Source organism: Ruegeria sp. BHSB172 (assembly GCF_059613165.1).
On sequence record NZ_JBXWRZ010000034.1, the window covers coordinates 1 to 24,509 of the forward strand.

A 24,509-nucleotide genomic window follows, 5' to 3' on the forward strand; every position below is an offset into this window, starting at 1 on the left:
CTTCAAGTCGGACCGGGCCGCCGCACTTGCCGAGTGGCGGGGTCTCTGCGCCGATTAAGGGACAGCCATTCTGTCCATGTGGAGACCGGTTAGCATTCGTCTGGCAGCACCTTCTGCTCGACTTCATCTTCAGCCAGCAGGACCGTGTTGGAAACATTGATTTCACGCCCTACTGGTACTGGGTCGAAGACGGAGAACTGAGGCATAAGAAAGCCAAGCACCATCAACCAAACGATGGAGATGTTCCGGCCAACGCAATATTGATCCGCCGCAGCAATCTAAACGACAACGATGCTGGTGGGCGGGTTGAGTATGCCAACTTCGCAAAATCTACTCAAATGCTCGAGAAGATCCGGCACTTCTCTCCAAGCACGTACCGTCGCTTGGTTGCGTTGAACAGTGACCTTCAAACGCAAGGTGCTATTTATGACTGGTTGTCGCAGAGTCTTGGGTTGTCAGATAGGCAGATTGCCCAAGTTGTGAAAAACACCGCGTTGGCAACGTCCATCCTACAGAACAATTGTTCTAGTGGTGATTTGATGTTCGACTTGAACCCTGTCGCATTCTTTTTGCGAAACGACACCGAGGTGGCGGCATTAGACTGTAATGACCCGTAAGCGTTCTGCCCCTATTGCGGCGTTCATTTGGACCGCTATGTTCGCCTGTAAAGCGGCGGCGTTGGATGTAATCGTCATATCGGATCTAAACGGAAGCTATGGCTCGGTAAAATACGATCCCCGCGTCGACAAAGCGATTGAGCGGATAATTGAGATTGATCCCGATCTGGTGATTTCGACGGGCGACATGGTCGCGGGACAGCGCATTCCCAACTTGTCAGACAAACAGGTCAGGGAGATGTGGAAGGCGTTTCACGAGGCCGTATCAGATCCGATAGCGGGTGCCGGAATTCCATTTGCTGTCACGCCCGGAAACCACGACGCATCTGCCTATCGCGCGTTTGAGCGTGAAAGAAGAATTTATGCGAAGGAATGGACACCAAGAAAGCCAGATGTCGATTTCCTGGTTTCAGATGACTATCCTTTCTTCTACGCGTTTGAGATGCAGGGCGTAACGTTTGCATCTTTGGATGCTACGACCTTAGGGCCGCTATCCGGTGATCAGCAGGACCGACTTGTGGAACTGGGTGCAAATGGAAATCCGGTTGTCACTTTCAGTCACCTCCCACTTTGGCCCTTCGCGATCCAGCGAGAACGCGAAATCATTGGTGACCCAACACTTGAAAAAGTCTATCTGGAAAGCGGTGTCGTTCTGCATCTGTCAGGCCACCATCATGCCTTCTTCCCAGGCTGGAAAGACGGTGTGGCCTATGTTTCCCAAGCTTGTTTGGGGGGTGGCACGCGGCGGCTTATTGGCGATAGCGCCAGATCACCTCACAGCTTCACTCATGTTACGTTCCAGCCGAACGGAGAGTTTGGGATAGCGGTATATCGAGGGCCTGATTTCGAAAGGTCGGTAAACTTCAAGTCGCTCCCGAAAGAGATCAGATCCCCGAATGCGGTGTTGAAACGATTGGACCTTGTGAAATGATTAGAGGTTGAGTTTCAGCTCAACTTTTTCGGGGACCAGATCGTTTATCATCTCTTCGATCCGAGCTTCCGACAATCCACCCGAGGTAATGAAAAGCAAAGAAACGCGAGATTTTCCGGGTACGTGGTGTTTTCTGACCAAATTCCAGCCAGCGTCTGCGGCCATAGCTTCAATTTCCCCGCTGACTTTCAATGAGTGCTCTTCGTTTGAAGCCTTGAGCGAAATTTCAACACCCTTGTTTCGCCCACCGAGCCAAATGAAACACCAACATACAACCGCCACCAGTGTGGCCATCAAGGGCAAGCCCAACCCTACTGCGAGCCCAAGCACGGTCACTATAATCATTTCCACCGTGTCGACCGGGTCATCCATATTTGATCGGAACCTCAACAGGGCTCCGATTCCAAATATGACAAAACCGATCATTGATCCGTGCTGTACGACCAGAAACCCAACCGCCATACCGACAAGCGCGTACAGGAAGAACAGTCGCGGCATGACGATGTCGCTGACACTTCTGCGGGCTCTCCGCCTCACAGGGTGATAGACGATCAGTCCAGTCAATATGACCGTTACGATGACGTCGAGAGTAAAAAAATACAGTTCCTGTTTGCCCCGAAACTGTATCCAACGTCGTTCGATAACAATTTCCGATCCCGAAGCCCCGGCCAGCATCGTCGCAGGGTCGACTTGTGACACCGCAGTACCCGGCAACAGCAGCATCAACAACACGGTCACAAATGTGAGGGTCGTATTCAACTTGTTTTCCTTCCTGCATGCGCCAAAGGCTTACACTTCACCAAAGGCACGTCATGCCCCATTCAATTCAATCGCAACAGGCGGGATCAGGTAAAGAGATTACAGTGCATTCTTCGGACATCGCATCCGGACTGTGATACGAACGCTGACACAGGGATGTGGTCCAAGCGCGAGAGAATTCAATGACAGAAAACAGAGTGTTTTCGTCAAAAGCTCAAATTTCATGGTGTTTCTGCAAACTTAGACGACTCGCTTTTGCGGCCAGCTTGGTTGCGGCAGCCTTCATGCCTTGGACCGATTTTGCCTGCGCCGAAAGTGCTGGTTTGGTTCTGGTCGATAAATTCAAGGTGGCAGACAAATCAGAGGGATTTTCAGAGCCTTCTGGTTTGGCAATGTCTAACGCTGAAGGCTTCTTGTGGTCTGTAAGTGATGCCGAACCTAAACTGCACCTACTCGGAGTCGACGGGGTATTAGCAAACTCTTTCAAATTGCCAGCATTGGCAGGATCAGATTTGGAGGGTGTTGCATCTCGAAAAGATGGGTCTGTTTTGGTGCTTCAAGAAACTGACCGATCAATCCTAGTCGTTCACCCAACTGACCCCATTCAACTGACTAAAATACCTCTCGCATCTCTTAAAGGTTTCCCGACCGCCGCTGAATTACTCGTCGGCAACCCTTTGAACAAGGGACCCGAAGGCATCGCCGTTGACCCGGATTCCGGGCGGGTCTTCGTTGGCATTGAGGGAGAACCAAGGTTGTTGATGGTGTTATCGCCAGAGCTAGACGAAATTATTGAGATCATTCCTTTAGCCCGCGATGCAGGTTTTATCTCCGAGCGTGTAGATGATGATGAACTGGATTTGAGTGGCCTGGCATGGTCCCGGTACTCACGTTCTCTCTGGATTGTGAGTGACAAAGGCCGTCAGATCTTCGTCTACAATCCAGAATCCAAGTCAGTAAAGTCTATCAGTTTGACGTTCACAGTAGATGGAAAACAAAAAGAAGTTAAACATCCCGAAGGGATCGCTCTCGATGAGACGAGAGGGCTTCTCTATATTCTGACAGACGATGCCAAGAAATCGCGGCTTTATGTTTTTGAGCAGCCGGAGTTGTGAGGACTGTCCTACTAGCTCTCTACTTTAGATGCTAAAATAGCGGGGTTGTGTAATTGAGCGCCGTCGTATGTGCGGCGTATTAAGTAAATCTGCGCTCTGTTCGCTGTGTTTCTCAAAAACATCACCCATCAATACATTCGAGTAGCGTCAGGTTCATCCTCGCCGGCGCCATTTCACGTACCAACCCGGCGAAACCTAACGATAATTCTCCCACCGACCCAGACGGTGCTGTCAGACAGATTCTAACCAGTCTCGGCAAGGGCAGGATTGCTGTCCCTTATGCCGCGCAGAGATTGCGCCACTCAGTGAGAGCAGCGGCGCGGTTCAGCTTGAAATTTAGTCTGGGGTAGAGGCTTCGCTCCGAATTGAACAGGTTGTAGACCGAGGCGTGGACGGATACGAATTTCTGCAAACTTCACATCTGCCGGAAGCGCAGCATAGCTCGTTCTCGTCGTCGGAACGGCAGGTTAGAATACTCAGCGCGGTTATTCAACCAGCGCCCCGTTTCCTGGCGATGGCCAGCGCCAACTTCCTTCAGTGCAGCACCATAGGATCTGAGCCTGTCGGTCACGATGACTTCCGGGCGTCCATGCTTGCGCATTGCTTTCTTTAGAAATTTCAGCGCGGCCTTCTTGTCACGCCTCTTCGTAACGAAGCTTTCCAGTACTTCGCCTTCGTGATCCACAGCTCGCCATAGGTAATGGCGTTCGCCATTGATCTTCACGAACATCTCGTCGAGGTGCCAGCGCCAGCGGCTCGAACGCATGCCTTCTATCCGCCGCTTCCGGATCTCGGCGGCAAACATCGGGCCAAACCTGTGCCACCAAAACCGCACGGTTTCGTGGCTGACATCGATCCCGTGCTCGTGAAGCAGATCTTCGACATTTCGCAACGAAAGCGGGAAACGGACCTACAGCATCACAGCCAAGCGGATGATTTCTGGGCTGGTTTTTAAATAGTGAAACCGCGATCTTATGGTCATAGGGCGACGCTACAAAACAGCCCTACCCGCCTCAAGCCGGTTTCCTCTGACAAGACCCGATATTGAGGCCGATGGCCGGGAACAGGTAGCTGGTAACCAGCGAGCCGCCGATCCCGATCAGGATGTCACGGCCCAGTCCAGAGCCGGACCCCTTGACAATCAGGGTCGACACCCAGCCGACGACCGCGCCGACCACCACAGCAATCAAGAGCCCTGAAACGAGCCCCATACCGGTGCCCAGCGCTTCGGGCGGCACCTGAGCAAAGGCGGGCGTCGCCAGAAAGCCAAGTGCAGGTGGCATCATATGTTTCTTCATTAAGAAGTCTCCCTCCCTGAACGGCCAAAACTGCCGGATCAACCCACGCAAGTGTGGCGCAGACCATCACATCCGCGTCACACCTGATTTGCCTGCTTGGTTGGCTACAATCTACCGTTGCGCAGATTGAAGACCTGACCACGAGAGTTCGTCCCGCAAATTACGTGACGGTGGCCCGAGGCCATCTCGATATAGTAGTTGTCGGACCCTTCCTGGCCGGCCTTGATGATGTGAACGTCCCGCGCTCTGACACCAAAGCTGGATGAAACCTCGTCTCTGCAGCCTGCAATCGCGGCAGCGGGCACTCTGACTTCGCGGACTTTGTTTCGCTTGTGCGCGAGGTTGTTCTCACGCTCTTTATGTCCGGCCGCGTAGCCTTCGCTGTAAGCGCGGGTGCCGTAGCCCGTATCGAACTGCTCATTGTGCAAACCGTCCCGGTATCCCGCCTCGAACATCGCCGTCTCGTGGTGTCCTTGAGGTCTGTATCCTTCCTGATAATGATTTTCGTGATGCGCGAGGGCCGCAATGCCAAGGATCGCAGCCGCGGCCAAGGCCGCCTTTTCCTTGTCGGACATCGCAGCACCAGGAATCGCTGATCCGACGAACAACGAGCCAGCAACCAGGCCCGTAACTAGAATTCGCATGATTTCCTCCTATACCTAGCGATTTAACTGAAAATTGTACGCGAAGTGGCGACCAAGAAGGACGCATTTCGCACCCGTAACAGTGTCATTGGATTGGATCCTCTGGCACAAGGAATGTTGGAACGAGGTCTTCTGTGCAGCCAGAATTCACTGGTTCGCCCGGTTGATCGAAAAAGGCTGCAGCGACGTCTCTGGCGCATTGTGAGAACAACGTTGCCCCATGCCCCGTGTTTGGAAAACGGACGAACTGTGACCCGACCGAGTTGACCGCCGCCAGCTCTGCCCATGACGTCGCTGTCCGGATGCCGTACGTTCCAGTGAAAATCATCACAGCAATACCATGACTTCTTGTTGCGAGACCCCACCGGCCTGAGAGCACCGCCTGATCCATCAGTTCGCCGCAGAGCGAATTTGTTCCATTACGGCGTCGCAGTCAGACGTACTTCCCACAACGGCACCAGGCGCTGTCTCACCGGACATCTCGGCAAGGTCGGCCGCTGCGCGGGTGAGGATCTGGTCCACCTGGTCAGGGGTCAAAAGTCCCTCCTCCTGCGCGGCAATCACGGTCGAGCAGACGCCGGCTGACATACCCGTCGCAATACCCGCACCTGCGGCCGAGCCTCCGACGATCGCCCCACCGAAGAGGGCTCCCGCGACCAGTCCAATAACCAGCCCGACAATTCCAATCAGTATTTTAGGTGCTGTCAGACAGATTCTAACCAGTCTCGGCAAGGGCAGGATTGCTGTCCCTTATGCCGCGCAGAGATTGCGCCACTCAGTGAGAGCAGCGGCGCGGTTTTGCTTGAAGTTGGCTCGGGAGGTGAGGCTGCGTTCCTGATTGAAATGATTGTAGACGGAAGCGTGAACGGCGGCGAATTTCTGCAGACTTCGCATCCGCCGAAAGCGCAACATCGCCCGTTCCCGTCGTCGAAATGGTAAGTGTGAATTCTCAGCACGGTTGTTCAACCAGCGCCCCGTTTCCCGGCGATGGCCAGCGTCGATTTCCTTCAGGGCGGCGCCATAGGTTCTGAGTCTGTCGGTCACGATCACTTCGGGGCGGCCGTGCCTTTTCATTGCTTTTCTTAGGAATTTCAGCGCAGCTTTCTTGTCACGCCTCTTCGTAACGAAGCTTTCCAGTACTTCGCCTTCGTGATCCACAGCTCGCCATAGGTAATGGCGTTCGCCATTGATCTTCACGAACATCTCGTCGAGGTGCCAGCGCCAGCGGCTCGAACGCATGCCTTCGGTCCGCCGTTTCCGGATCTCGGCCGCGAACATCGGGCCAAACCTGTGCCACCAAAACCGAACGGCCTCGTGGCTCACGTCGATGCCCCGCTCGTGTAGCAAATCTTCCACGTTCCGGAGCGACAGCGGGAACCGAACATACAGCATCACCGCCAGCCGGATGATCTCGGGGCTGGTTTTGAAATAGCGAAACGGGGATCGTTTGGTCATGGCTGGACGCTACAAATCCGCCCCACCCGTCTCAAGCCGGTTTATCTGACAATGCCCTTTGGGCTTTATGACGAGCTTGGTTGCCTGCGCAAAGTAGAAGAACGGGCAACGGCAGAAGACCTGCGGTCAAAACGGGTTGTTCGGACAGATGGCAGTGTGAAGGGGGATTGTCCGCTGTCACGGGGTCAAATCTATTACCTGCTGCGCAATCCGGTCTATCTCGGAAAAATCCGCCACAAGGATAAGATCTGGGACGGACAACATCCGGCGATCATCGATCAGGACATCTGGGACCGGGTGCAGGAAAAAATGCGACAGGCCTCCAACCGCTCGCGGGCACGCGGCGACTCCGATGCGCGCCAACACTCCACTGACCCCGGGGCCTGGCTCACCGGTCTGCTGTATGACGAAACTGGTGATCGGTTGACGCCGACCCACACCACGCGCAAAGGCCGACGGTTGCGCTACTATATCTCCAATCGACTGATCTCAGGCGGCAAGGATATCTCTGGCTGGCGACTGCCCGGCCCAGCGCTGGAAAACGCGGTCATTGATGTCATCGTCAGACATTTGCAAGACGCCGCCGCGGCGCACCAAGTACTGGCGCAGCCGGAGGCCGGGTCAGCCGAGGCAGTTCAGACTTCAGTTGCGGATTTAGTAACCCGGCTTCTAGGCCATGGCTGTCAGATCGGCGCTGCTCTTCTGGCCAAAGGCAAACTTGCACGAGGACAGATCGACCTCGAATTTAACCCCAAAACTCTGGCAAGCGCACTTGGCATCGCGGCCGATCATCTGCACCCGGATCTCACCCACGTCACCGCATCTTTCGATCTGCGCCGCCGCGGCGTCGAGGCCAAGGTCATCGCCGGAGACATGGCACCCCAACCTGATCCCCACCTCCGGTCCATGCTGATCCGCGCCCATGGCTGGGCCCGTGATCTGAAGGCCGGAGTTCAACTGATGGAGATTGCCCGCCGCGAAAGCGTCCCTGACGCCTTCATCCGCACCCGTGCTCAGCTCGCCTTTCTCTCACCAAAGATTCAAACGGCGATTCTCGACGGGAGCCAGCCGCCCGAACTCACACTCAAGCGTCTGGTCAGCGTGACCCACCCACTTGAATGGTCCGAACAGGAACGCCTGTTCGGCTTCTGACATCTCCAGCTCCTGCGTCCCTGATACAGACTTCGCCCTCCCTGATCCGGCGGAACAATTCCCTGTTCGCACGAGGAAATTCCCTGTTCCACCTTTTAGGGAATTTGCAACATAAACCTCTGAGAAACATACAGTTCTGATAGAAGAAATGACGGAAGTCAGTCCCGGTTTGCGAATATTCCCTGTAAATTGCAGGTTATCAGGGAAATCCAGCCCAAAGCGACCCCGCTAAAATGCGACACTGAGACTCGCGCCTGAATTGTCCTCTGAATGTACGGTTTGCTTCGTCCCTGATTGAAAGCGCATGCGCCAACGCGCGGGAATTGCGTAACAATTCCGGATCAGAAAATACAACTGAAGTGAGACAGGTATGAGTGGCGGGGAGACAGGGATTCGAACCCTGGGGACGCTCTCACGCCCAACGGTTTTCAAGACCGCCGCATTCGACCACTCTGCCACCTCCCCGGCGCAGGCAGCGGTCTAAGGCCAAGACCCGGCCGTGGCAAGCAAAAAGAGGGATTTCTTGCCGAGCCCGGTTCCTCTGTCTTTTCTTGCCGATACACGCGGGCTATGATCCGCGCGATATGGCTGCGGCATACTGGCAACAGAACCAGAGGGCGGCAGCTAGGACGGGGTCCGACCCGGCCATACAGGCAAGGGAACGCAAAACATGGAAACTGCGACACAGACACGCTTTGGCCGGTGGACGGCGGCTGTTGCGATAATGGCTTTGGTGGCGTTGAGCGGTTGTGATGAGGCGCTGCTGGCTGGCGGTCAGGCAAGCAAGCCGAAGCCCGATGGACAGCCCAACGGCGGAGCAACCGAGCTTCTTCCGGACATAGCAGGCCCCTCGCAACGCGACGTCGAAGCACCGGACGTTTTTCAGGTGACCGAGGCCGGCCTGTGGGACGGACGCCCGTCACTGGGTGGCGTCTGGGTGGCCCACCCCAACGTAGCCCAACCCGAACGAGTCAAAATCACGAATACGGCCAATGACAAGTGGGTTACGGGCGCGTTGTTCCGGCGCGAACGGAATCTGCCCGGTCCGGCGCTGCAGGTGTCCTCGGCGGCAGCCGAGAAACTCGGGTTGCTGGCTGGCGCGCCGGCGCGCCTGACCGTGGTGGCTCTGCGCCGCGAGGTGGTCGAACCCCCGGCACCCGAAGCGGAACCGGCTGAAGATGTCGCCGCGGACGCCGCAGACAGCGCAACCAAGGACGAGACGCCCGACAAGACCGACTCGGAGGCGACTACTGCGCCGGAAGAAAAACCCGCAAAGCGGAAATGGTGGCAAAAGAATAAATCCGACGAAACCGCCGCGACCGGTGCGGCAGCCGAAGTGGCGGCGGGCGCTGCGGCCGTTGCCGCGACGGCGCCCCAGCAGGCGCCCCCCGCCTCTGACGCGACCGCCACCCTGGCCGACCCCGTCGTGACCCCGCCGGCCGAGAAACCGGCCAAGCGAAAATGGTGGCAGAAAAAGCCCAAGGATGAAATCACGGAGACCCCGCTGGACCCGATTGCCGGCGCAGCTGCCGCGATCGAGGCCTCCGAAGCCACACCAGCCAGCACCGGCTCGGAATCGGCCAGTTCAAACCTGACAAAACCCTTTGTGCAGATCGGGACGTTCAGCGAAGAGGCAAATGCCAAAGCCGCCGCTGACAAGGTCAGCAAGAACGGCCTGTCGGCACAGGTTCAACAAGTAACTTCGGGCGACAAACAGGTCTGGCGGGTTCTCGTGGGTCCGGCTGCCACAAGGGCGGAACGCCGCGCAATCCTCGGCGACATGAAGGATCTCGGGTTCTCCGACGCCTTCATCGCCGCGAAATAGACAGGGAGGCCCAAGATGCCGACTTTGATTCGAACCCTCCTTCTTGCCATCGGCCTGATGCTGGCGGCGCTGCCCGCTCTGGCCTTCGACACCTCGGCGCGGGCGGCCTATGTGATGGACCAGACGACTGGGACGGTTCTGCTGGCCAAGAATGCCGACGAGCCGCTGCCGCCCGCGTCGATGTCCAAGCTGATGACGCTCTATGTGGCGTTCGAGGCGCTGCGCGACGGCCGCCTGACGCTGGATGAAAAGCTGCCGGTGTCGGAACACGCCATGAGCTATGGCGGGTCGACCATGTTCCTGAACACACAGGACCGCGTCCGGGTCGAGGACCTGCTGCGGGGCATCATCGTGCTGTCGGGCAACGATGCCTGCGTCGTCATTGCCGAAGCGCTCAGCCCGGACGGAACAGAGGCGGGCTTTGCCCGCTACATGACCCAGCGCGCCAAGCAACTTGGCATGACCAACTCGACCTTCGCCAACTCCAACGGCTGGCCCGCGGCCGGTCAAATGATGTCGGTCAAGGATCTGGCCATCCTGGCGGACCGCCTGATCACCGATTTCCCGGAATATTACCCGCTGTTCGCAGAGGAAACCTTTGAATTCGACGGGCGCGCACCGTCGAACGTCAATAACCGCAACCCGCTTCTCAAGCTCGACATCGGCGCTGACGGGCTGAAGACCGGCCACACGCAAGAGGCCGGCTATGGCCTTGTCGGATCGGCCCAGCAGGGCGACCGGCGGGTGATCTTCGTTCTGTCCGGGCTGGAAAGCACCGCCCGCCGCGCAGAGGAGGCCGAGGCCGTGGTTAACTGGTCGTTTCGAAATTTTGTCGAGAGGAAAGTTGCCACCGCCGAAACGCCGATAGCCCAGGCCAAGGTCTGGATGGGCGCCCAGAAGACCGTTGGCCTGGTGCCAGATGGCGACCTGACCCTGCTGTTCCCGGTGCTGGGCGACCAGAACGTTCCGGCCGAAGTGGTCTATCAGGGGCCGGTAAACGCCCCGATCCGGAAAGGCCAGAAACTGGCCGAACTGGTGGTCAAGCCCGAAGGCCTGCCCGAGATCCGTCGCCCTCTTTATGCGTCCCAGGACGTACCGCTGGGCGGCTTCGTGGTGCGTCTGATGGCAGTTGGCGGCATCGTGCTGAAGGATGTTATCAATTCCCCGCTGGAGTCGATGTGAGCGGGCGCGGGCTTTTCCTGACCTTCGAAGGGATCGACGGATCGGGCAAATCCACCCAGGCACGTCTGCTGGCGGAAGCCCTGCGCGCCGCAGGCCATGACGTGGTGCTGACCCGCGAACCCGGCGGCTCACCCGGCGCCGAGGAGATCCGTCGGCTGGTGCTTGAGGGCGACCCCGACCGCTGGTCGGCGGAAACCGAGATCCTGCTGTTCACCGCCGCACGCCGCGACCATCTGGAGCGTACCATCGAGCCGGCCCTGGCGGCAGGCAAGATCGTGATCTGCGACCGGTTCGCGGACAGCACCCGGCTGTATCAGGGCCTGTCGCGCGGCGATCTGCGCGCGCTGGTGGACAAGTTGCACGCCCTGATGATCCGGCGCGAACCCGATCTGACCCTGTTGATCGACATGGACCCAGACACCGGCCTGGCCCGGGCCAAGAGCCGGCAGGGCGCCGAAGAACGGTACGAGGATTTCGGTCCCGACCTGCAACGCCGGATGCGCGGGGGCTTTCTGGATCTTGCCAAAGAGTTTCCGAACCGGTTCCGCGTCATCGACGGCAACCGCGACGTCGACAGCGTGGCCCGCGACGTGGCGGACATCGTGCATCAGACCTTGCGCCCCCTGCAACAGACATGACCGACGACATTCTTCCCCCGGATCAGGTGCCCGGCGCGCCGCACCCGCGTCAGACGCAACAACTGTTCGGTCAGGACGCGGCCGAACGCGACTTCCTGTCGGCCTTCGCCTCCGGGCGGCTGCATCACGGCTGGCTTCTGACCGGGCCGCGTGGCGTGGGCAAAGCGACGCTGGCCTGGCGCATCGCCCGCTTCCTTCTGGCGACCCCGGCCCCGCAGGAGGACGGGCTGTTCGAAGCCCCTCCGGCTCCCACATCTTTGGACATCGCGCCCGATCATCCGGTGGCCCATCGCATGCTGGCCGGGGCTGAACCCGGGCTTGCGGTCGTGACCCGCTCGGTGAACGAAAAGGACAAGATGCGCAACGAAATCGTGGTCGAGGATATCCGAAAGCTCGGCCGTTTTTTCGGGCTGTCCGCCGCCGATGGCGGGCGCCGTGTCGTGATCGTGGATACGGCCGACGACATGAACGCCAGTGCGGCGAACGCCCTGCTGAAGATGCTCGAAGAGCCGCCGGCCCGCACCACGCTGCTACTGGTTTCGCACCAGCCCTCGCGGCTGCTGCCGACAATCCGGTCGCGTTGCCGGACCCTGCGCCTGTCGCCGCTGTCGCCGTCGGACATGCAGGCGGCGCTGGCTCAGGCCGGTGCCGACCTGCCGCCCAACCCCGACCATCTGGCCGCCCTCGGGGCGGGCTCGGTCGGCGAGGCAGTCCGACTGCTGAACCTGGGCGGGCTTGACATCTATGCCGAAGTGATCGGCATTCTAGGCACCCTCCCCCGGCTGGACCGGCAACGCGCTCTGGCCTTGGCCGAGGCTGCCGCGCAGCGCGGAGCGGCGGACCGGTTCGACCTGCTGCTGAACCTGATCGACATCGCGCTGTCGCGCCTGGCCCTGACCGGCGCAACCGGCGCACCCCCCAGCCCCGAGGCCGCACCGAACGAGTCGGAAACGCTCCGGCGGCTGTCGAATTCGCCGCAGATGGCCCGCCGGTGGGCCGAGGTTGCCGCGGCCGTATCCGCAAGGGCCCGTCACGGTCAGGCGGTGAACCTTGACCCTGCCGCTCTGGTCCTAGATACGGTGTTCAAGATACAGGACTCCGCCGGCCCGAGCAGATGAACGACACCAGCCCCCCACCCGCGATCACCGACAGTCACTGCCACCTGGACTTTCCCGACTTCGAGGGCCAGTTGGACGAGATCATCACGCGCGCGCGACAGGCCGGCGTGACCCGCATGGTCACGATCTGCACCCGCCTACGCAACGAACCGGCCGTACGCGCCATCGCCGAGGCGCATGCCCCGGTGTTCTATGCCGCCGGCACCCACCCCATGAGTGCCGCCGAAGAGCCGATGGCCACTGTCGACGAGCTGGTCGCACTGGCCGCGCACCCGAAATTCGTGGGCATCGGCGAAACCGGGCTGGACTATCACTATACCGCGGACAGCGCCGAGGTTCAGAAAAAGTCGCTGCGCATCCATATCGAGGCCGCCCAGCGCACCGGGCTGCCGCTGATCATCCACGCCCGCGCAGCCGATTCCGACATGGCCGACATTCTGGGCGCCGAGTTTCGCAACGCGCCCTATTCCTGTGTGATGCATTGCTTTTCCTCCTCGGCCGAACTGGCCCAGGCGGCGCTGGATCTGGGGTTCTACCTGTCGATGTCGGGCATCGCGGCCTTTCCCAAAAGCCACGAACTGCGCGAAATCTTCGCCGCCGCGCCCATTGATCGAATTCTGGTAGAAACCGACGCCCCCTATCTTGCCCCGCCGCCGCATCGCGGCAAACGCAACGAACCGGCTTTCACCGCCCACACCGCCCGCGTCGGCGCCGAACTTTTCGGGCTGGACTATGCCGAATTCGCGGCCCGCACCCAGGCCAATTTCGACCGCCTGTTCACCAAGGCCGCCGCCCACGAGGCCGCCGCATGACGACGCTGCGCTGCACGATCCTTGGTTGCGGCTCGTCCGGCGGGGTGCCGCGCCTGGGCGGACACTGGGGCGAATGCGATCCCGGAAACCCGCGCAACCGCCGCCGCCGTTGCTCGATGCTGGTCGAACGCGACGGCCCGGACGGCACGACCTCGGTGTTGATCGATACCTCGCCCGACATGCGCAGCCAACTGCTGGATACCGGCACCGGGCGGCTGGACGGTGTGGTCTATACCCACTCGCACGCCGACCATGTGCATGGCATCGACGATCTGCGCATGATCGTGTTCAACATGCGCAGCCGAGTCCGGGTCTGGGCCGACGGCGACACGCAAAACGCGCTGCTGGGGCGGTTCGGCTATGCCTTCATCCAACCCGAGGGGTCGCCGTACCCGCCGATCCTCGACCTCAAGACCATCGATGGCCCGTTCGCGGTTGACGGACCCGGCGGCCCGATCCCGTTCCGGCCCTTCAAGGTCAACCATGGCTCGATCGACGCGCTGGGGTTCAGGATCGGTGATCTGGCCTATCTGCCGGACGTGGCCGAGATCTATGACGACGCCTGGCCCGAGTTGGAAGGCCTGGACTGCCTGGTGATCGACGCTCTGCGCCGCAGCCCGCATCCGACCCATGCCCATCTGGACAAGACCCTGGGCTGGATCGAACAGTTGCAGCCCAAGCGGGCGATCCTGACCAACATGCACATCGATCTGGACTATGCCACGGTCGACAGGGAAACCCCCGACCATGTAACCCCCGCCCATGACGGATTGATGATCGAACAGCCGTTGCCGGGCGCATGACCACCCCCGTCGCGACAGGCACGACGCAGAACGAACCGAGGCGAACCGTGAGATGCTGCAAAGCCTGATCGACGTCATTTTACCAGTCTTCCTGGTCATCGGCGCCGGATATGCTGCGACCCGCCTGGGCTATTTCAAGGAAAACCATGTCGACGGGTTGATGAAATTCACCCAAGGCTTTGCAATCCCGTGCCTGCTGTTTCTGGCCATCGCCCATCTGGACCTGAGCGCCAGCTTCGACCCACGATTGCTGGGCAGCTTCTATTCGGCCGCGGGTCTGTGCTTTGTCGCGGGCATGCTGGGCGCCCGGTTCATCTTCGGGCGAGACTGGGAAGACTGCGTGGCGATCGGCTTCTGCTGCCTGTTCTCGAACTCGGTCCTGCTGGGCCTGCCGATCACCGAGCGCGCCTATGGCCCGAACAACCTGACCGGCAACTATGCCATCATCGCCTTCCATTCGCCGTTCTGCTACTGCGTCGGCATCTCGGTCATGGAGTTCATCCGCAATCGCGGCCAAGGCGGCCTGCGTATGGTCAGGTCCGTCCTGTCGGCGATGTTCAAGAACGCCCTCATCCTGGGCATCACGCTTGGGTTCATTGTGAACCTGACGGGTCTGGCCATCCCGGCGGTCGTGGACGAGGCTCTGGGGTTGATCACCCGCGCTGCCCTGCCCGGCGCGCTGTTCGCGCTGGGCGGCGTGCTGGTCATGTATCGCCCCGAGGGCGATCTGCGGACCATCGGCTATGTCTGCTGCGTGTCGCTGATCCTGCATCCCAGCCTCGTCTGGCTGTTCGGAACTGCGACCGCCCTGCCGCAGGACCTGTTCCGCTCGGGCGTTCTGAACGCGGCGATGGCGCCGGGGTTCAACGCCTATATTTTTGCCAACATCTATGGGCGCGCAAAACGCGTCGCCGCCTCGTCCGTGCTGATCGGAACCGCGGCGTCGATCCTGACGGTCTGGATGTGGCTGGTGGTTTTGGGCTGAGGCCGGATTGACTTCGACGTCGCGCGCCGCACATAACCCCGAGCAAGACAGGAGACCGCAATGCTGAACGCCGTCATCGTCGCCCACGGGCAACCCTCGGATCCGGCTCCGGCCGAGGCGGCTTTGGCGCGGCTCGCCGACGAAATCGACCAGTTGACGGATCAGGTCCATGTAACCTCGGCCACGCTGGCCGCGCCGGGGGCGCTGGAGCAGGTTCTGGACGGCCTGACCGACGCAGTGGCGATCTATCCGCTGTTCATGGCGAAAGGCTGGTTCGTGACCAGCGCCCTGCCCAAACGTGTGGACGGCCGCGATGTGCGAATACTCGACCCGCTGGGAACCGACCCGGACTTGCCCCGGATCGTGGCCACGGCCCTGTCCGAGCAGTTGGACCAGCGCGGCTGGCGAGCGGCCGAGACGGACCTGGTGATCGCCGCACACGGGTCAGGCCGCAGCCGCAACCCGTCGGTTGTTGCCAACAGCTTTGCAGACAAACTGGCCGGTTTGATATCTTTCCAGTCGGTTCGAACGGGTTTTGTGGAAGAGGCGCCGTCGATATCCGAGGCCGCCCGCGGCACCCGCGAAACCGCGCTGTGCCTACCGTTCTTTGCCTGTACGGGCGGACATGTTCTGGACGATGTGCCGACCGAGCTGGCTCGCGCGGGTTTCCGCGGGCTGCAACTGCCAGTCGTCGGTGAACTGGGTGCCGTCAAACACCGCATTGCCAAGGTCTTGGAGGCCGAGGTCACGCGGTGAAACCGGCCGCGCTCAGTGCCCGGCCTTTTCCTGCTCGCAATAGAAGCGGTGACAGCCTCGGCCGCTGCGCTTGGCCTCGTACAGGGCCATATCCGCTGCGTTGAGAATGTTGGCCGGCATCACCGACGGGATCTGCGCGCTGAGCGCGGTGCCGATACTTGCGGAAATAGCGCAGGTCTGGCCCTGATAGTCCATCGGCTGTTGAAGCCGTGAAATAAGCCGTTCCGCGATGCGCTGCAGGACGTCTCGGTCAGACAGACCACGGAAGATCAGTACGAACTCGTCCCCGCCGATGCGGGCCACCGTATCGTCGTTGCGGGTTTCTTCCAACATGATCCGCGCGGCTTCGCTCAGTACGTAGTCGCCGGCCGCATGCCCCAGTTCGTCATTCACGGCCTTGAAGAAATCGAGGTCCAGGTGCATCAGCGCAAAAGTCGCCTTGCTGGACACGAGATGTTCAAGAATGTGGTCCATTGCCCGTCGGTTTTTGAGACCGGTCAAGGTGTCGGTATAGGCCTGCTCCTCCGCCGCCAGCATTGCGCCTTGCAACCGCAGGTTCAGAGACCGTGACGCCTCCATAGCGGCCGATTTTGCCTCGACCAGGTAGAGCAGTTCGATCGCCAGATCGGTGCCCGAAAAGTCCGAACTTGTCAGCGCATAGTCGCGGACCGCGTCCAGGATCGAGATTCCGAATGACAGGTTGATGACCGCCCCGCCTGTCGGCAACGGCGAGACAAGGCCCTTGAGCGCCGTTCGCGGCTCGTCGCGAAATTTCACCGACAGTTTCACACCTTCGCTTGCCATCAGGTCGCGGAACGACGTAATGGACCGGGGGCGAACCAGATCGAAAACGTCAAGGAAAGCGCGCCCCGGCATCGGCCGGTCAGAACGCAGCTTTTGCAGGGTCGGCCCAGCCTGGCGGATGGTTCCGTCGCCACCCAGCAGGACGAACATGGGGCACAGGGTTCCCAACAACACCCCCAGTTGATCGTGATCCAACATCAGCTTGGTGCCCCCAGATCGAAATTTCGGCCCTCGGCGAATGCGCTTTCGACAAGGGTCATGGAAATGATGTCGATTCCCTTTTCATTCGTGCCAGTGCGCGTCAGAAACACCAGCGCGCCGTAGTCATCGGCCATCGCCCTTAAAAGGCCGGTCAGGACGCAGGAATAGCCGTCCAGCCCGGGCTGACAGTGCAGTTCGAACTCGTTGGGCGAACACTCGATCAATTCCAGAGCGGGCAGCGTCAGATCGGCCACCGCCAGGCGCACCCGATCCGACAGATCGTCCAGCGAGTGCAGGAATTCCACATAGGTGACGCCGCCAAACCGCAACAGACGCCGCAACCCCTCCATGTTGGGGTGAGACACGAGATAGGTGCCCAGATCCTCGAGAAATTCATCACGCGCGCGCTTCAATTCGGCGCACAGCGCATCGAGCAGGCGATAGGACTTGCCGCGGTCATAGACCAGCATGGCCTCGAACTCGACGAAGCCAAGCTCGGCCACCGCGGTGGCACGCAGCCAGCACTCGCGCCCGTAGGTCGCACAGACAAACGACTGAATGGCCTTGTTTATCAATCCGTGCATCAACAGCCTCAGACTTGGTATGAGTCCGATCACAGCCCAGAAATCTTAACAAAGGTCGAATCCGCGCGGCCAAGTTTCTGCAAATGCAGAATAATCTCAACCTGATACGAATGCAGAGTGTTCAGAAATCCGTCGGCGCCCCGCCCTCGGCTTTGCGTCGGGCCACGAAATCGGCCAGTTCCTCGCGGATGGCCGCATCCATGGGGGGCGCCTCGAAACTGCCGATGATCTCCTTGAACAGCAGGTGCGCGCGCTCGGCGGTCCAGATGCCGCCGGCGGCCTCCCAGCCTTCATAGTTCTTCCAGTCACTCAGGAACGGCTGATAGAAGGCCGTGGTATAGCGGTCCTGCGTGTGCTGGATGCCAAAGAAGTGACCATCGTTGCCGACCGACCGGATCGCATCCAGTGCGATTTCATCCGGGCCCGTGGCGCACAGTTCGGGCTGCATGTAGCGCTGGATCTGCTGCAGGATCTCGCAATCCATGATGAACTTTTCGGGGCTGGCGATCAGTCCGCCCTCCAGCCAGCCGGCGGCGTGATAGACCATGTTGGTCCCCGACTGAACCGCTGCCCAAAGAGAATTGGAGGTCTCCCAGATCGCTTGCCCGTCCGGTACGTTGGCGGCGCATACCCCCGAAGACCGCAGAGGCAGCCCATAGAACCGCGCCATCTGGCCGGTCATCTGTGTCGCGCGCATGTATTCCGGCGTTCCGAAGGCCGGTGCCCCGGACTTCATGTCGACATTCGACGTGAAGGTGCCGATCACGCAAGGAATGCCGGGGCGAACATACTGGAACAGGGCGATCGCGCTGAGTGCCTCGGCCACCGACTGCGCCACCGCACCGGCCAGCGTGACCGGCGCCATTGCCCCGGCCAGCGTGAACGGCGTCACCACGATCGCCTGCCCCCGTCGCGCCAGCCGCAGGCAGCCGTCGATCATCGGGTGGTCATGTTTCAGGGGCGAGGTCGAGTTGATATTGGTGTACATCCGGGGCGTCGCCTCGAACGCCTCGTGGCTGAGGCCGCCGGCGATACGGACCATCTCCATCACGTCCTCGACCCGCTCCTTGCCCAGAGAATAGGCGTGCATGGCCTTGTCGGTCAGCGTCAGCTTGTCGTACAGCACGTCCAGGTGTCGCACACTGGCGTGGATGTCCACCGGCTCGACCGGATAGCCGCCTGCGAAGTGGATGCAGTTGAAATACTGCGTCAGCTTCAACAGGTTCCGGCACATCTCGCGATTGCCGGGCACCTTCTTGCCGATTTCCATGTCCCAGTAGTTGGGCGGCGAGGAGACGTTTCCGAAGAGCAGCCGTTTGCCGCCGATCTCGATCGTGTGGTCCGGGTTGCGTGGCGTGATGGTGAAGGTGGGCGGCGCCTTGCCGACCATCTCCATCACAAAGTCGCGGCCCATCCGCACGATATCGCCATCGACCGCGCAACCGGCCTGACGAAAGATCGCGATGGCCTCTTCGTTCAGAAACTGGATCCCGATTTCCTCGAGAATGCGCATCGCGCCGTCATGGATGGCTTCGACTCCCTCGGGCGGCAGCGGTTCAGTAGGGTGGTCTATATTGATCGGCGGGTTCCACGGCATCTGGTCGATGACGGCGGCGCCCCTGCGGGCGGCGGCACCTGCGCGCCCGCCGCTGCGGCGCCTCTGAGTCCTGGTGTCGGCCATGTGGTCCTCCGGCGATTGCTTTTCTCAAGCAAGCCCCGAAGTCGGCCGTTGAGCCGCTCTGTCTGCGACAGAGATGGTCGGTTTCAAATCATGAAACGCCGATTTTTTGGCGCCCATTCCGGTCAAATCCCCAGCCAGGCCGGAATGTGGCCGATATCCGGCAGAACCACATCGGCCAGAGGCGCCAGGTCCTGCGCCGAGGCCATGCCCGTCAGCACACCGATCGTCGTCATGCCGGCTGCCCGACCGGCCTGCATGTCGTGCAGGCTGTCACCAACCATGGCGGTCTGCGACGGCGCAACGCCGATATGTTCGGCAAAGGCCAGCAACTGGCCCGGAGCGGGCTTGAAGCCGTAGCCGCTGTCATAACCCGCAACGAAATCGAACAGATGACTGACCCCGACCGAAGCCAAGTGTTCCCGTGCAGGCATCTCGCCGTCATTCGTGGCAACGCCCAGCCTTTTGCCGGCCTGTTTCAGACCGCGCAGAAACGGGGCCAAGGCAACCGCCTCGACCTGCGTCGCGCATGCGGATTCGGCATTGAGCATCTCGATCAGACCGGCCCGCGACCATTCGGGCAGTTGCGAGGCCAGTACATCCACGATCTCGTCGATCGTACCCGCGACCACGATGCTGTCGGACGCGTAGGTACCGCGCACCGGATCAAATCCGATCGCCTCGCCCAACCGCGCGGCGCGCGCGTCGTCGCCGCCGCCCAGCCGCCGCAGAACAGCCGCGCCGAACGCGCCCCAAGTGGCCGCAAAGTCGAACAGAGTTCCGTCTTTGTCGAACACCAGGGCTTCGATCTGCATGTCGTTTTCTCCAGATTCAGGCCCGGTCACGTCCAGTGAATATCGGCCCCTCCCGCCAGGGCCGTCCGGGCCTGCGCCGGACTGTCATAGGGCACGGAATTGTCGTCACAGAACGCCATGACCCACGAATCGTCAAGCATCAGAAACTCGAGCACAGACATCAGGAATTCAGGCTCTGCGGCGCGGTCACGAAGATCTGTGATCGACGCCCCCGTCGAACCCAGAAAAACTGGCAGCAAATCGTCATTGCCGGCAAGCCAACCCAGCGCATTCAACGCCAGCGTCTCGGCATTTTCGGAGGATATCGTCATAAATCTCTCGAACGGCGGCAGTTGGAAAGGGTTTGTTAACCAGAGTAATAAACACTTTGGCAACACATTCAACCAACGGTGAAAGCCATGTCCGTGCAGGGAACCATCCTGGTTCTTGATGGGGTCTCGACCAATCGCATCATGCTAAAGGTGCAGCTGACGGCTGCCTGGTATCAGGTGGCGCAGGGCAACAAGCTGGCTGGCCTGCCCGCCTTGGTGCGGCGTGTACAGCCCGATCTGGTTCTGACGGCGATGACATTGCCGGACGGCACCGCATCGGAGGTGAAGAAACTGGTCCAGTGCGATCCACAGCTTCGTGATGTTCCCGTCGTCGCGATCGCGCAGCAGAATGATAAGACCGCCCGGTTGCGCGCCCTTTCGGACGGGCTCGACGACGTTCTGCCGTATCCCTTCAAGGACACATACCTATTGGCGCGGGTCCGCAGCCTGCTGCGTGCACGCGCCGAAACGCAGGACCTGCGCGGCAGGAATGACGTGCAATCCATCGGCTTTTCCGAGGCGCCCGACCCGTTTGTCGCGCGTACCCGCACCGACCGGATCGCCGTTCTGGCTCGCTCGGCTTCACGGGGTGCGATATGGCGCCGCGCGCTGGCTGAGCTATCCGGTCAGACGATCTCGGCCCACACCATTCCCAACCTGCACGGCTTGCTGTCGGGTTCGATCCCGGACGCCATCGTCGTGGACCTGGATCGCGACGCTCAGGGCCTGAACCTTCTGACCGACCTCAAGTCACGCAACGGTACCCGCAAGACCGCGGTGATCGGCGTCATCGCTGATGACAACGCGGCTCTTGCCGCCGACGCGCTGGACCGGGGCGCCGACGCGATCTGCATGGGCGGGTTCTGCGCGCACGAGGTTTCGCTGCGGATCGGCGCGCTGATCGCGCGAAAAGCGCAGGACGATCACATGCGGGCGGCGCTTCGGCGCGGGTTGGAAGACTCTCTGATCGACCCTCTGACCGGGCTGAACAACCGCCGGTTCGCATTGTCTGCTCTGGCCCGGATCATGGCGCGATCCAGGGAAACCGGCCGGAGCTATGCGATCATGCTTGCCGACCTGGATCATTTCAAATCGATCAATGATCGGTTCGGCCATGCTGCCGGCGATCAGATTTTGATCGAGGCCGCGAAGCGTATGAAGCGCAGCCTGGGCGCGGGTGCCTTTTTGGCCCGGATCGGCGGCGAAGAGTTTCTGATCGGGATGCCCGACACCACCGAGGCCGAGGCCAAAAGAAAAGCGGACGAGATCTGCACCCGCATTTCTGCCACGCCTTTTGTCCTGCCTGATGTGCCCACGCGGCTGACCGTTACAGTCAGCGTCGGCCTGAAACTGTGCGACCCACACACCAATCCGATTGCTGAGGGTCCCGGCGCTGCGCTCGGTCTGATCAAGTGCGCCGATCAAGCCCTCTACGCCGCCAAACGGTCTGGTCGCAACCAAGTGAGCCTGAGCGCCGCCTGACGGGGCTAGTGTTCGCGACCGGGCTTGCGCGAGCGTCGATCTTTGACCACCTGTTCGAGACGATCGGCATAGGCCTTCCGCTCGGCGTCGGTCATTTTCGTCACACGCGACAGCCATTTTTTCTGTAAGTTCGACTGGATCAGGGCAGTTGTGGCCGCCTGCTCTTTCAGAACGTTCTCGACCAAGACCGGATCGAAAGGAACTGCGCGCAGGGCTTCGCCCAGCTCGGCAAAATCCTGGGCGCGTTGCCTGGCCCCGCGCCTGTGCTCATCGAACAATTCATCTCGCAAGGCTTTTCGGTCAGTTTCGGCAAGAGCCCGGAACAGAGCCGGCCCGAACCCTGGGGGGACATCGACATGATCGCCACGGAACCGCAGGACGGCGCCCAGCAACACACCGGCAACCAACAGGTTCAGACCCAACGAGGCCACCAGAAGAATGGTCATCCAGCGGCGCGGTTGCTTGACGGTTTCGGTCATTCCAATTCCTCCAGAAAGGTGGGTTCCAACCCCATATTCGCCACCAAGTAGGATGTGTCCTGCGATACGAAGTAGCTTGCCGGATCAGGCAGGTACGAGGGCGCGGCAAACCCCACCCAGACCCCTGCGACGCTTGCAGCCATCAGCCCGCCCAGACCCCGCCACCCGCCCAGCCCGTCGTACAGGCTGCGGATCAGACCACGGTCTGTGGGCACGGCCGGTCGCGACCGTTCAAGACGTACCGCCTCGGCATCGGTCAGGATGCGAACGGCCAGATCGTCCGGCAATTCAGGGCTGCTCCGCCGCGCCTCGGCGAACAGCAGGTCCAGATCCGTGTCATCATCTGAAGTCGTCATATCCCAACTCCTCTCGTCGACCCGACAGGATTGCTGTCAGCGTCCGTTTTCCCCGTGCCACCAGGCTTTCCACCGCTTCGATCGAGATTCGCATGATCTGGGCAATCTCGGGGTTCGACAATTCTTCGATATGCCTCAGAATCACTGCCTGACGCTGGCGTTCCGGCAATTGCGCCAAGGCCCCGTTCAGGGCGTTCAACCGGGCCTTCTGCTGCATCTGTTCGACAGCGCCCGTGCTGTCATCCTGAGGTTCAGGGGTACCGTCGAGCGCGTCCGCCGACTTTCTGCGACGCAGGTCGATGCACAGGTTCAAGGTCACCCGGTACAGCCAGGTTGAAACCCTTGCCTGCCCCGGCACCCAATCCGGCGCGACCTTCCAAAGGCGCATCATCGCCTCTTGGGTCACGTCTTCGGCCTCGGCGCGGTTGTTCAACATGCGCAAGGCCACCGAGAAACAGCGCGGCCCCAGCCGATCGGTAAGCACCCGCGCCGCCGCCGCGTCGCCATCGGCGAACAACCTCAGCAACCGCTCGTCGCTCAGGTCTTCCGCGGCGACCCGGTCGCCGCGGAACGTCTGCGCTGAGGAGGTCAGATCCTCCATCCCGCATCACTTGTCGTCTGCGCCGGGACGACCACCTTTCCTGTGGTGCCGCCCCATCCGGTCCTTCGCATCCGCGAACTCCTCTTCGGACAACGACCCGTTCCCGTCCGCGTCCATCCGGTCGAACATCTTGTCAGCCCGGCGCGGCTTGGGCAACTCATCCTCGGTCAAAAAGCCGTCCTTGTCGGCATCATGACGCGCAAACATGTCCGTCACGCGCGCGTCGGCTTTGGCCTGTGCCGCGGCCTGCATTTCCTCGACGCTCAGCTTGCCATCCCCATCTGCATCCATCGTGGTGAACTTTTGCGTGCGATGTTCTTCCATCTCGGCCTTGGTCACCTGGCCGTCGCCGTTCGCATCCAGGTCCTGGAAACTGATGGGGGCATGATCCCGCGGACCTTTCGCCAAAGCCGATGTCCCGGTGATCGCAACCGCAGACAGAACGATGGCAGAGATGAATTTTGCGCTTTTCATTGCTCGGTTCCCTTATGTTGCCGCGGCCCTGTGCCGCTGCTTACATCTGTTCAAACGCCGCGCCGTGGGGTTTCCGTCGCGCTGACGAAAATTTTTTGTCGAAAAATTCGGATTGCGGGGTCATATATTCGGAAACGGCACGCGCAAAGCGACGCACCCCCCTTTCCGGGCGGCCCAAACAAGCGCAATATTCATCCAAATCCGAGCGCGAGTATCAAGATGACAGACCAAACTGTGGAAATCATGGCCCATGACGATCGGCCAACTTGGCCGGCCTTGGCAAAGGGGTTCCGTTGCAAATGTCCAAATTGCGGCAAAGGCCAGCTGTTGCACAGCTATCTGAAGGTGAATGACACCTGCAACGAGTGCGGTCAGGACCTCTTCCACCACCGGGCGGATGACGGCCCGGCCTATCTGACGATCCTGATCGTCGGCCACCTGCTGGCCCCGGCGTTGCACGTGTCTTATGTTCACTTTCGGCCGGACCCGCTGACCATGGCGCTGATGTTCTCGGTGGGCTGTGTGGCGTTGTCCTTGTATCTGCTGCCGCGACTCAAGGGCGCAGTCGTCGGGTTTCAATGGGCTCGGCGAATGCACGGGTTCGGCGACTCGAAATGATTTGGCCGCGGGCTTG

27 protein-coding genes, 1 tRNA gene and 1 pseudogene are annotated in these 24,509 nt (G+C 60.5%); 14 read left to right on the forward strand and 15 right to left on the reverse strand.

Features of this window, described 5'->3' with window-relative positions; translation table 11 throughout:
- Both AC2FM3_RS13670 and AC2FM3_RS13675 read left to right on the forward strand, forming a co-directional pair.
- Positions 1-617: hypothetical protein (locus AC2FM3_RS13670; RefSeq protein ID WP_496682724.1), on the forward strand; the 617-nt coding region annotated here is incomplete at its 5' end.
- Entirely contained in the window at positions 607-1,548 is a 942-nt protein-coding gene (locus tag AC2FM3_RS13675) for a metallophosphoesterase family protein (protein ID WP_496682727.1), read from the forward strand. The genes AC2FM3_RS13670 and AC2FM3_RS13675, both read left to right, overlap by 11 nt.
- Here the strand turns inward: AC2FM3_RS13675 and AC2FM3_RS13680 are convergent, their stop codons facing one another.
- Positions 1,549-2,307, reverse strand: coding sequence for a hypothetical protein (locus AC2FM3_RS13680; RefSeq protein ID WP_496682730.1), 759 nt, complete (start codon positions 2,305-2,307; stop codon positions 1,549-1,551).
- Between the two features lie 182 nt (positions 2,308-2,489).
- On the opposite strand from AC2FM3_RS13680, the gene AC2FM3_RS13685 reads away from it, so the two are divergent.
- Positions 2,490-3,422, forward strand: coding sequence for an SdiA-regulated domain-containing protein (locus tag AC2FM3_RS13685; protein ID WP_496682732.1), 933 nt, complete (start codon positions 2,490-2,492; stop codon positions 3,420-3,422).
- A gap of 277 nt (positions 3,423-3,699) precedes the next feature.
- On the opposite strand, the pseudogene AC2FM3_RS13690 reads toward AC2FM3_RS13685, so the two are convergent.
- From AC2FM3_RS13690 to AC2FM3_RS13705, 4 genes and pseudogenes are all read right to left on the reverse strand, one after another.
- Positions 3,700-4,404 (reverse strand): annotated as a pseudogene (locus AC2FM3_RS13690) (IS6 family transposase).
- A gap of 31 nt (positions 4,405-4,435) precedes the next feature.
- The gene (locus AC2FM3_RS13695; protein ID WP_496682735.1) at positions 4,436-4,720 is read right to left on the reverse strand and encodes a hypothetical protein; all 285 of its coding nucleotides are present in this window, start codon (positions 4,718-4,720) and stop codon (positions 4,436-4,438) included.
- 104 nt (positions 4,721-4,824) lie between these two features.
- A complete protein-coding gene (locus tag AC2FM3_RS13700) occupies positions 4,825-5,364 on the reverse strand; it encodes a hypothetical protein (RefSeq protein WP_496682738.1) in 540 nt (179 codons plus the stop codon).
- 750 nt (positions 5,365-6,114) lie between these two features.
- Positions 6,115-6,819, reverse strand: a complete 705-nt coding sequence (locus AC2FM3_RS13705) for an IS6 family transposase (RefSeq protein ID WP_496682741.1) — start codon at positions 6,817-6,819, stop codon at positions 6,115-6,117.
- Positions 6,820-6,870: 51 nt separating this feature from the next.
- Between AC2FM3_RS13705 and AC2FM3_RS13710 the strand changes: the two genes are divergently transcribed.
- A complete protein-coding gene (locus tag AC2FM3_RS13710; RefSeq protein ID WP_496682744.1) occupies positions 6,871-7,971 on the forward strand; it encodes a recombinase family protein in 1,101 nt (366 codons plus the stop codon).
- A gap of 375 nt (positions 7,972-8,346) precedes the next feature.
- Here the strand turns inward: AC2FM3_RS13710 and AC2FM3_RS13715 are convergent.
- Positions 8,347-8,436, reverse strand: a tRNA-Ser gene (locus AC2FM3_RS13715).
- Between the two features lie 205 nt (positions 8,437-8,641).
- Here AC2FM3_RS13715 and AC2FM3_RS13720 point away from each other — a divergent pair.
- From AC2FM3_RS13720 to AC2FM3_RS13755, 8 genes are read left to right on the forward strand one after another with little or no spacing between them, the layout of a single operon-like run.
- A complete protein-coding gene (locus AC2FM3_RS13720; protein ID WP_496682747.1) occupies positions 8,642-9,796 on the forward strand; it encodes an SPOR domain-containing protein in 1,155 nt (384 codons plus the stop codon).
- A 15-nt stretch (positions 9,797-9,811) separates the two neighbouring features.
- Positions 9,812-10,978, forward strand: coding sequence for a D-alanyl-D-alanine carboxypeptidase family protein (locus tag AC2FM3_RS13725; RefSeq protein WP_496682750.1), 1,167 nt, complete (start codon positions 9,812-9,814; stop codon positions 10,976-10,978).
- On the forward strand, positions 10,975-11,616 hold the full coding sequence (gene tmk / locus AC2FM3_RS13730; RefSeq protein ID WP_496682753.1) for a dTMP kinase: 642 nt from the start codon (positions 10,975-10,977) through the stop codon (positions 11,614-11,616). Before AC2FM3_RS13725 ends, tmk begins: the two co-directional genes overlap by 4 nt.
- Positions 11,613-12,734 (forward strand): DNA polymerase III subunit delta', encoded by a 1,122-nt coding sequence (locus tag AC2FM3_RS13735; RefSeq protein WP_496682756.1) that lies wholly within the window; start codon positions 11,613-11,615, stop codon positions 12,732-12,734. The genes tmk and AC2FM3_RS13735 overlap by 4 nt, the downstream gene beginning before the upstream one ends.
- On the forward strand, positions 12,731-13,546 hold the full coding sequence (locus AC2FM3_RS13740; protein WP_496682759.1) for a TatD family hydrolase: 816 nt from the start codon (positions 12,731-12,733) through the stop codon (positions 13,544-13,546). The genes AC2FM3_RS13735 and AC2FM3_RS13740 overlap by 4 nt, the downstream gene beginning before the upstream one ends.
- Positions 13,543-14,349 (forward strand): MBL fold metallo-hydrolase, encoded by an 807-nt coding sequence (locus AC2FM3_RS13745; RefSeq protein WP_496682762.1) that lies wholly within the window; start codon positions 13,543-13,545, stop codon positions 14,347-14,349. The genes AC2FM3_RS13740 and AC2FM3_RS13745 overlap by 4 nt, the downstream gene beginning before the upstream one ends.
- 52 nt (positions 14,350-14,401) lie before the next feature.
- On the forward strand, positions 14,402-15,334 hold the full coding sequence (locus tag AC2FM3_RS13750) for an AEC family transporter (RefSeq protein ID WP_496682764.1): 933 nt from the start codon (positions 14,402-14,404) through the stop codon (positions 15,332-15,334).
- Between the two features lie 60 nt (positions 15,335-15,394).
- Positions 15,395-16,090: a CbiX/SirB N-terminal domain-containing protein gene (locus tag AC2FM3_RS13755; RefSeq protein WP_496682765.1), complete on the forward strand. Its 696-nt coding sequence runs from the start codon at positions 15,395-15,397 to the stop codon at positions 16,088-16,090.
- A gap of 12 nt (positions 16,091-16,102) precedes the next feature.
- On the opposite strand, the gene AC2FM3_RS13760 is transcribed toward AC2FM3_RS13755, so the two are convergent.
- From AC2FM3_RS13760 to AC2FM3_RS13780, 5 genes are all read right to left on the reverse strand, one after another.
- Positions 16,103-17,092 (reverse strand): diguanylate cyclase domain-containing protein, encoded by a 990-nt coding sequence (locus tag AC2FM3_RS13760; RefSeq protein WP_496682766.1) that lies wholly within the window; start codon positions 17,090-17,092, stop codon positions 16,103-16,105.
- On the reverse strand, positions 17,092-17,679 hold the full coding sequence (locus tag AC2FM3_RS13765; protein ID WP_496682769.1) for a heme NO-binding domain-containing protein: 588 nt from the start codon (positions 17,677-17,679) through the stop codon (positions 17,092-17,094). Before AC2FM3_RS13765 ends, AC2FM3_RS13760 begins: the two co-directional genes overlap by 1 nt.
- A gap of 121 nt (positions 17,680-17,800) precedes the next feature.
- Positions 17,801-19,360, reverse strand: a complete 1,560-nt coding sequence (locus tag AC2FM3_RS13770) for a trimethylamine methyltransferase family protein (protein ID WP_496682772.1) — start codon at positions 19,358-19,360, stop codon at positions 17,801-17,803.
- 122 nt (positions 19,361-19,482) lie between these two features.
- Positions 19,483-20,172, reverse strand: coding sequence for an HAD family hydrolase (locus AC2FM3_RS13775; protein ID WP_496682775.1), 690 nt, complete (start codon positions 20,170-20,172; stop codon positions 19,483-19,485).
- 26 nt (positions 20,173-20,198) lie between these two features.
- A complete protein-coding gene (locus AC2FM3_RS13780) occupies positions 20,199-20,483 on the reverse strand; it encodes a DUF3572 domain-containing protein (RefSeq protein WP_496682823.1) in 285 nt (94 codons plus the stop codon).
- 87 nt (positions 20,484-20,570) lie between these two features.
- Here AC2FM3_RS13780 and AC2FM3_RS13785 point away from each other — a divergent pair, with 87 nt between their 5' ends.
- Entirely contained in the window at positions 20,571-21,965 is a 1,395-nt protein-coding gene (locus tag AC2FM3_RS13785; RefSeq protein WP_496682778.1) for a diguanylate cyclase domain-containing protein, read from the forward strand.
- 5 nt (positions 21,966-21,970) lie between these two features.
- Here the strand turns inward: AC2FM3_RS13785 and AC2FM3_RS13790 are convergent, their stop codons facing one another.
- The 4 genes from AC2FM3_RS13790 to AC2FM3_RS13805 are packed head-to-tail and all read right to left on the reverse strand — an operon-like array spanning position 21,971 to position 23,875.
- The gene (locus AC2FM3_RS13790; protein ID WP_496682781.1) at positions 21,971-22,444 is read right to left on the reverse strand and encodes a periplasmic heavy metal sensor; all 474 of its coding nucleotides are present in this window, start codon (positions 22,442-22,444) and stop codon (positions 21,971-21,973) included.
- Positions 22,441-22,800 (reverse strand): hypothetical protein, encoded by a 360-nt coding sequence (locus AC2FM3_RS13795; RefSeq protein ID WP_496682784.1) that lies wholly within the window; start codon positions 22,798-22,800, stop codon positions 22,441-22,443. Before AC2FM3_RS13795 ends, AC2FM3_RS13790 begins: the two co-directional genes overlap by 4 nt.
- Positions 22,784-23,401, reverse strand: coding sequence for an RNA polymerase sigma factor (locus tag AC2FM3_RS13800; RefSeq protein ID WP_496682786.1), 618 nt, complete (start codon positions 23,399-23,401; stop codon positions 22,784-22,786). Before AC2FM3_RS13800 ends, AC2FM3_RS13795 begins: the two co-directional genes overlap by 17 nt.
- A gap of 6 nt (positions 23,402-23,407) precedes the next feature.
- The gene (locus tag AC2FM3_RS13805) at positions 23,408-23,875 is read right to left on the reverse strand and encodes an EF-hand domain-containing protein (protein WP_496682788.1); all 468 of its coding nucleotides are present in this window, start codon (positions 23,873-23,875) and stop codon (positions 23,408-23,410) included.
- A 219-nt stretch (positions 23,876-24,094) separates the two neighbouring features.
- Between AC2FM3_RS13805 and AC2FM3_RS13810 the strand changes: the two genes are divergently transcribed.
- Complete coding sequence (locus AC2FM3_RS13810; RefSeq protein WP_496682791.1) at positions 24,095-24,493, forward strand: DUF983 domain-containing protein; 399 nt, start codon at positions 24,095-24,097, stop codon at positions 24,491-24,493.
- Positions 24,494-24,509: the final 16 nt, after the last annotated feature.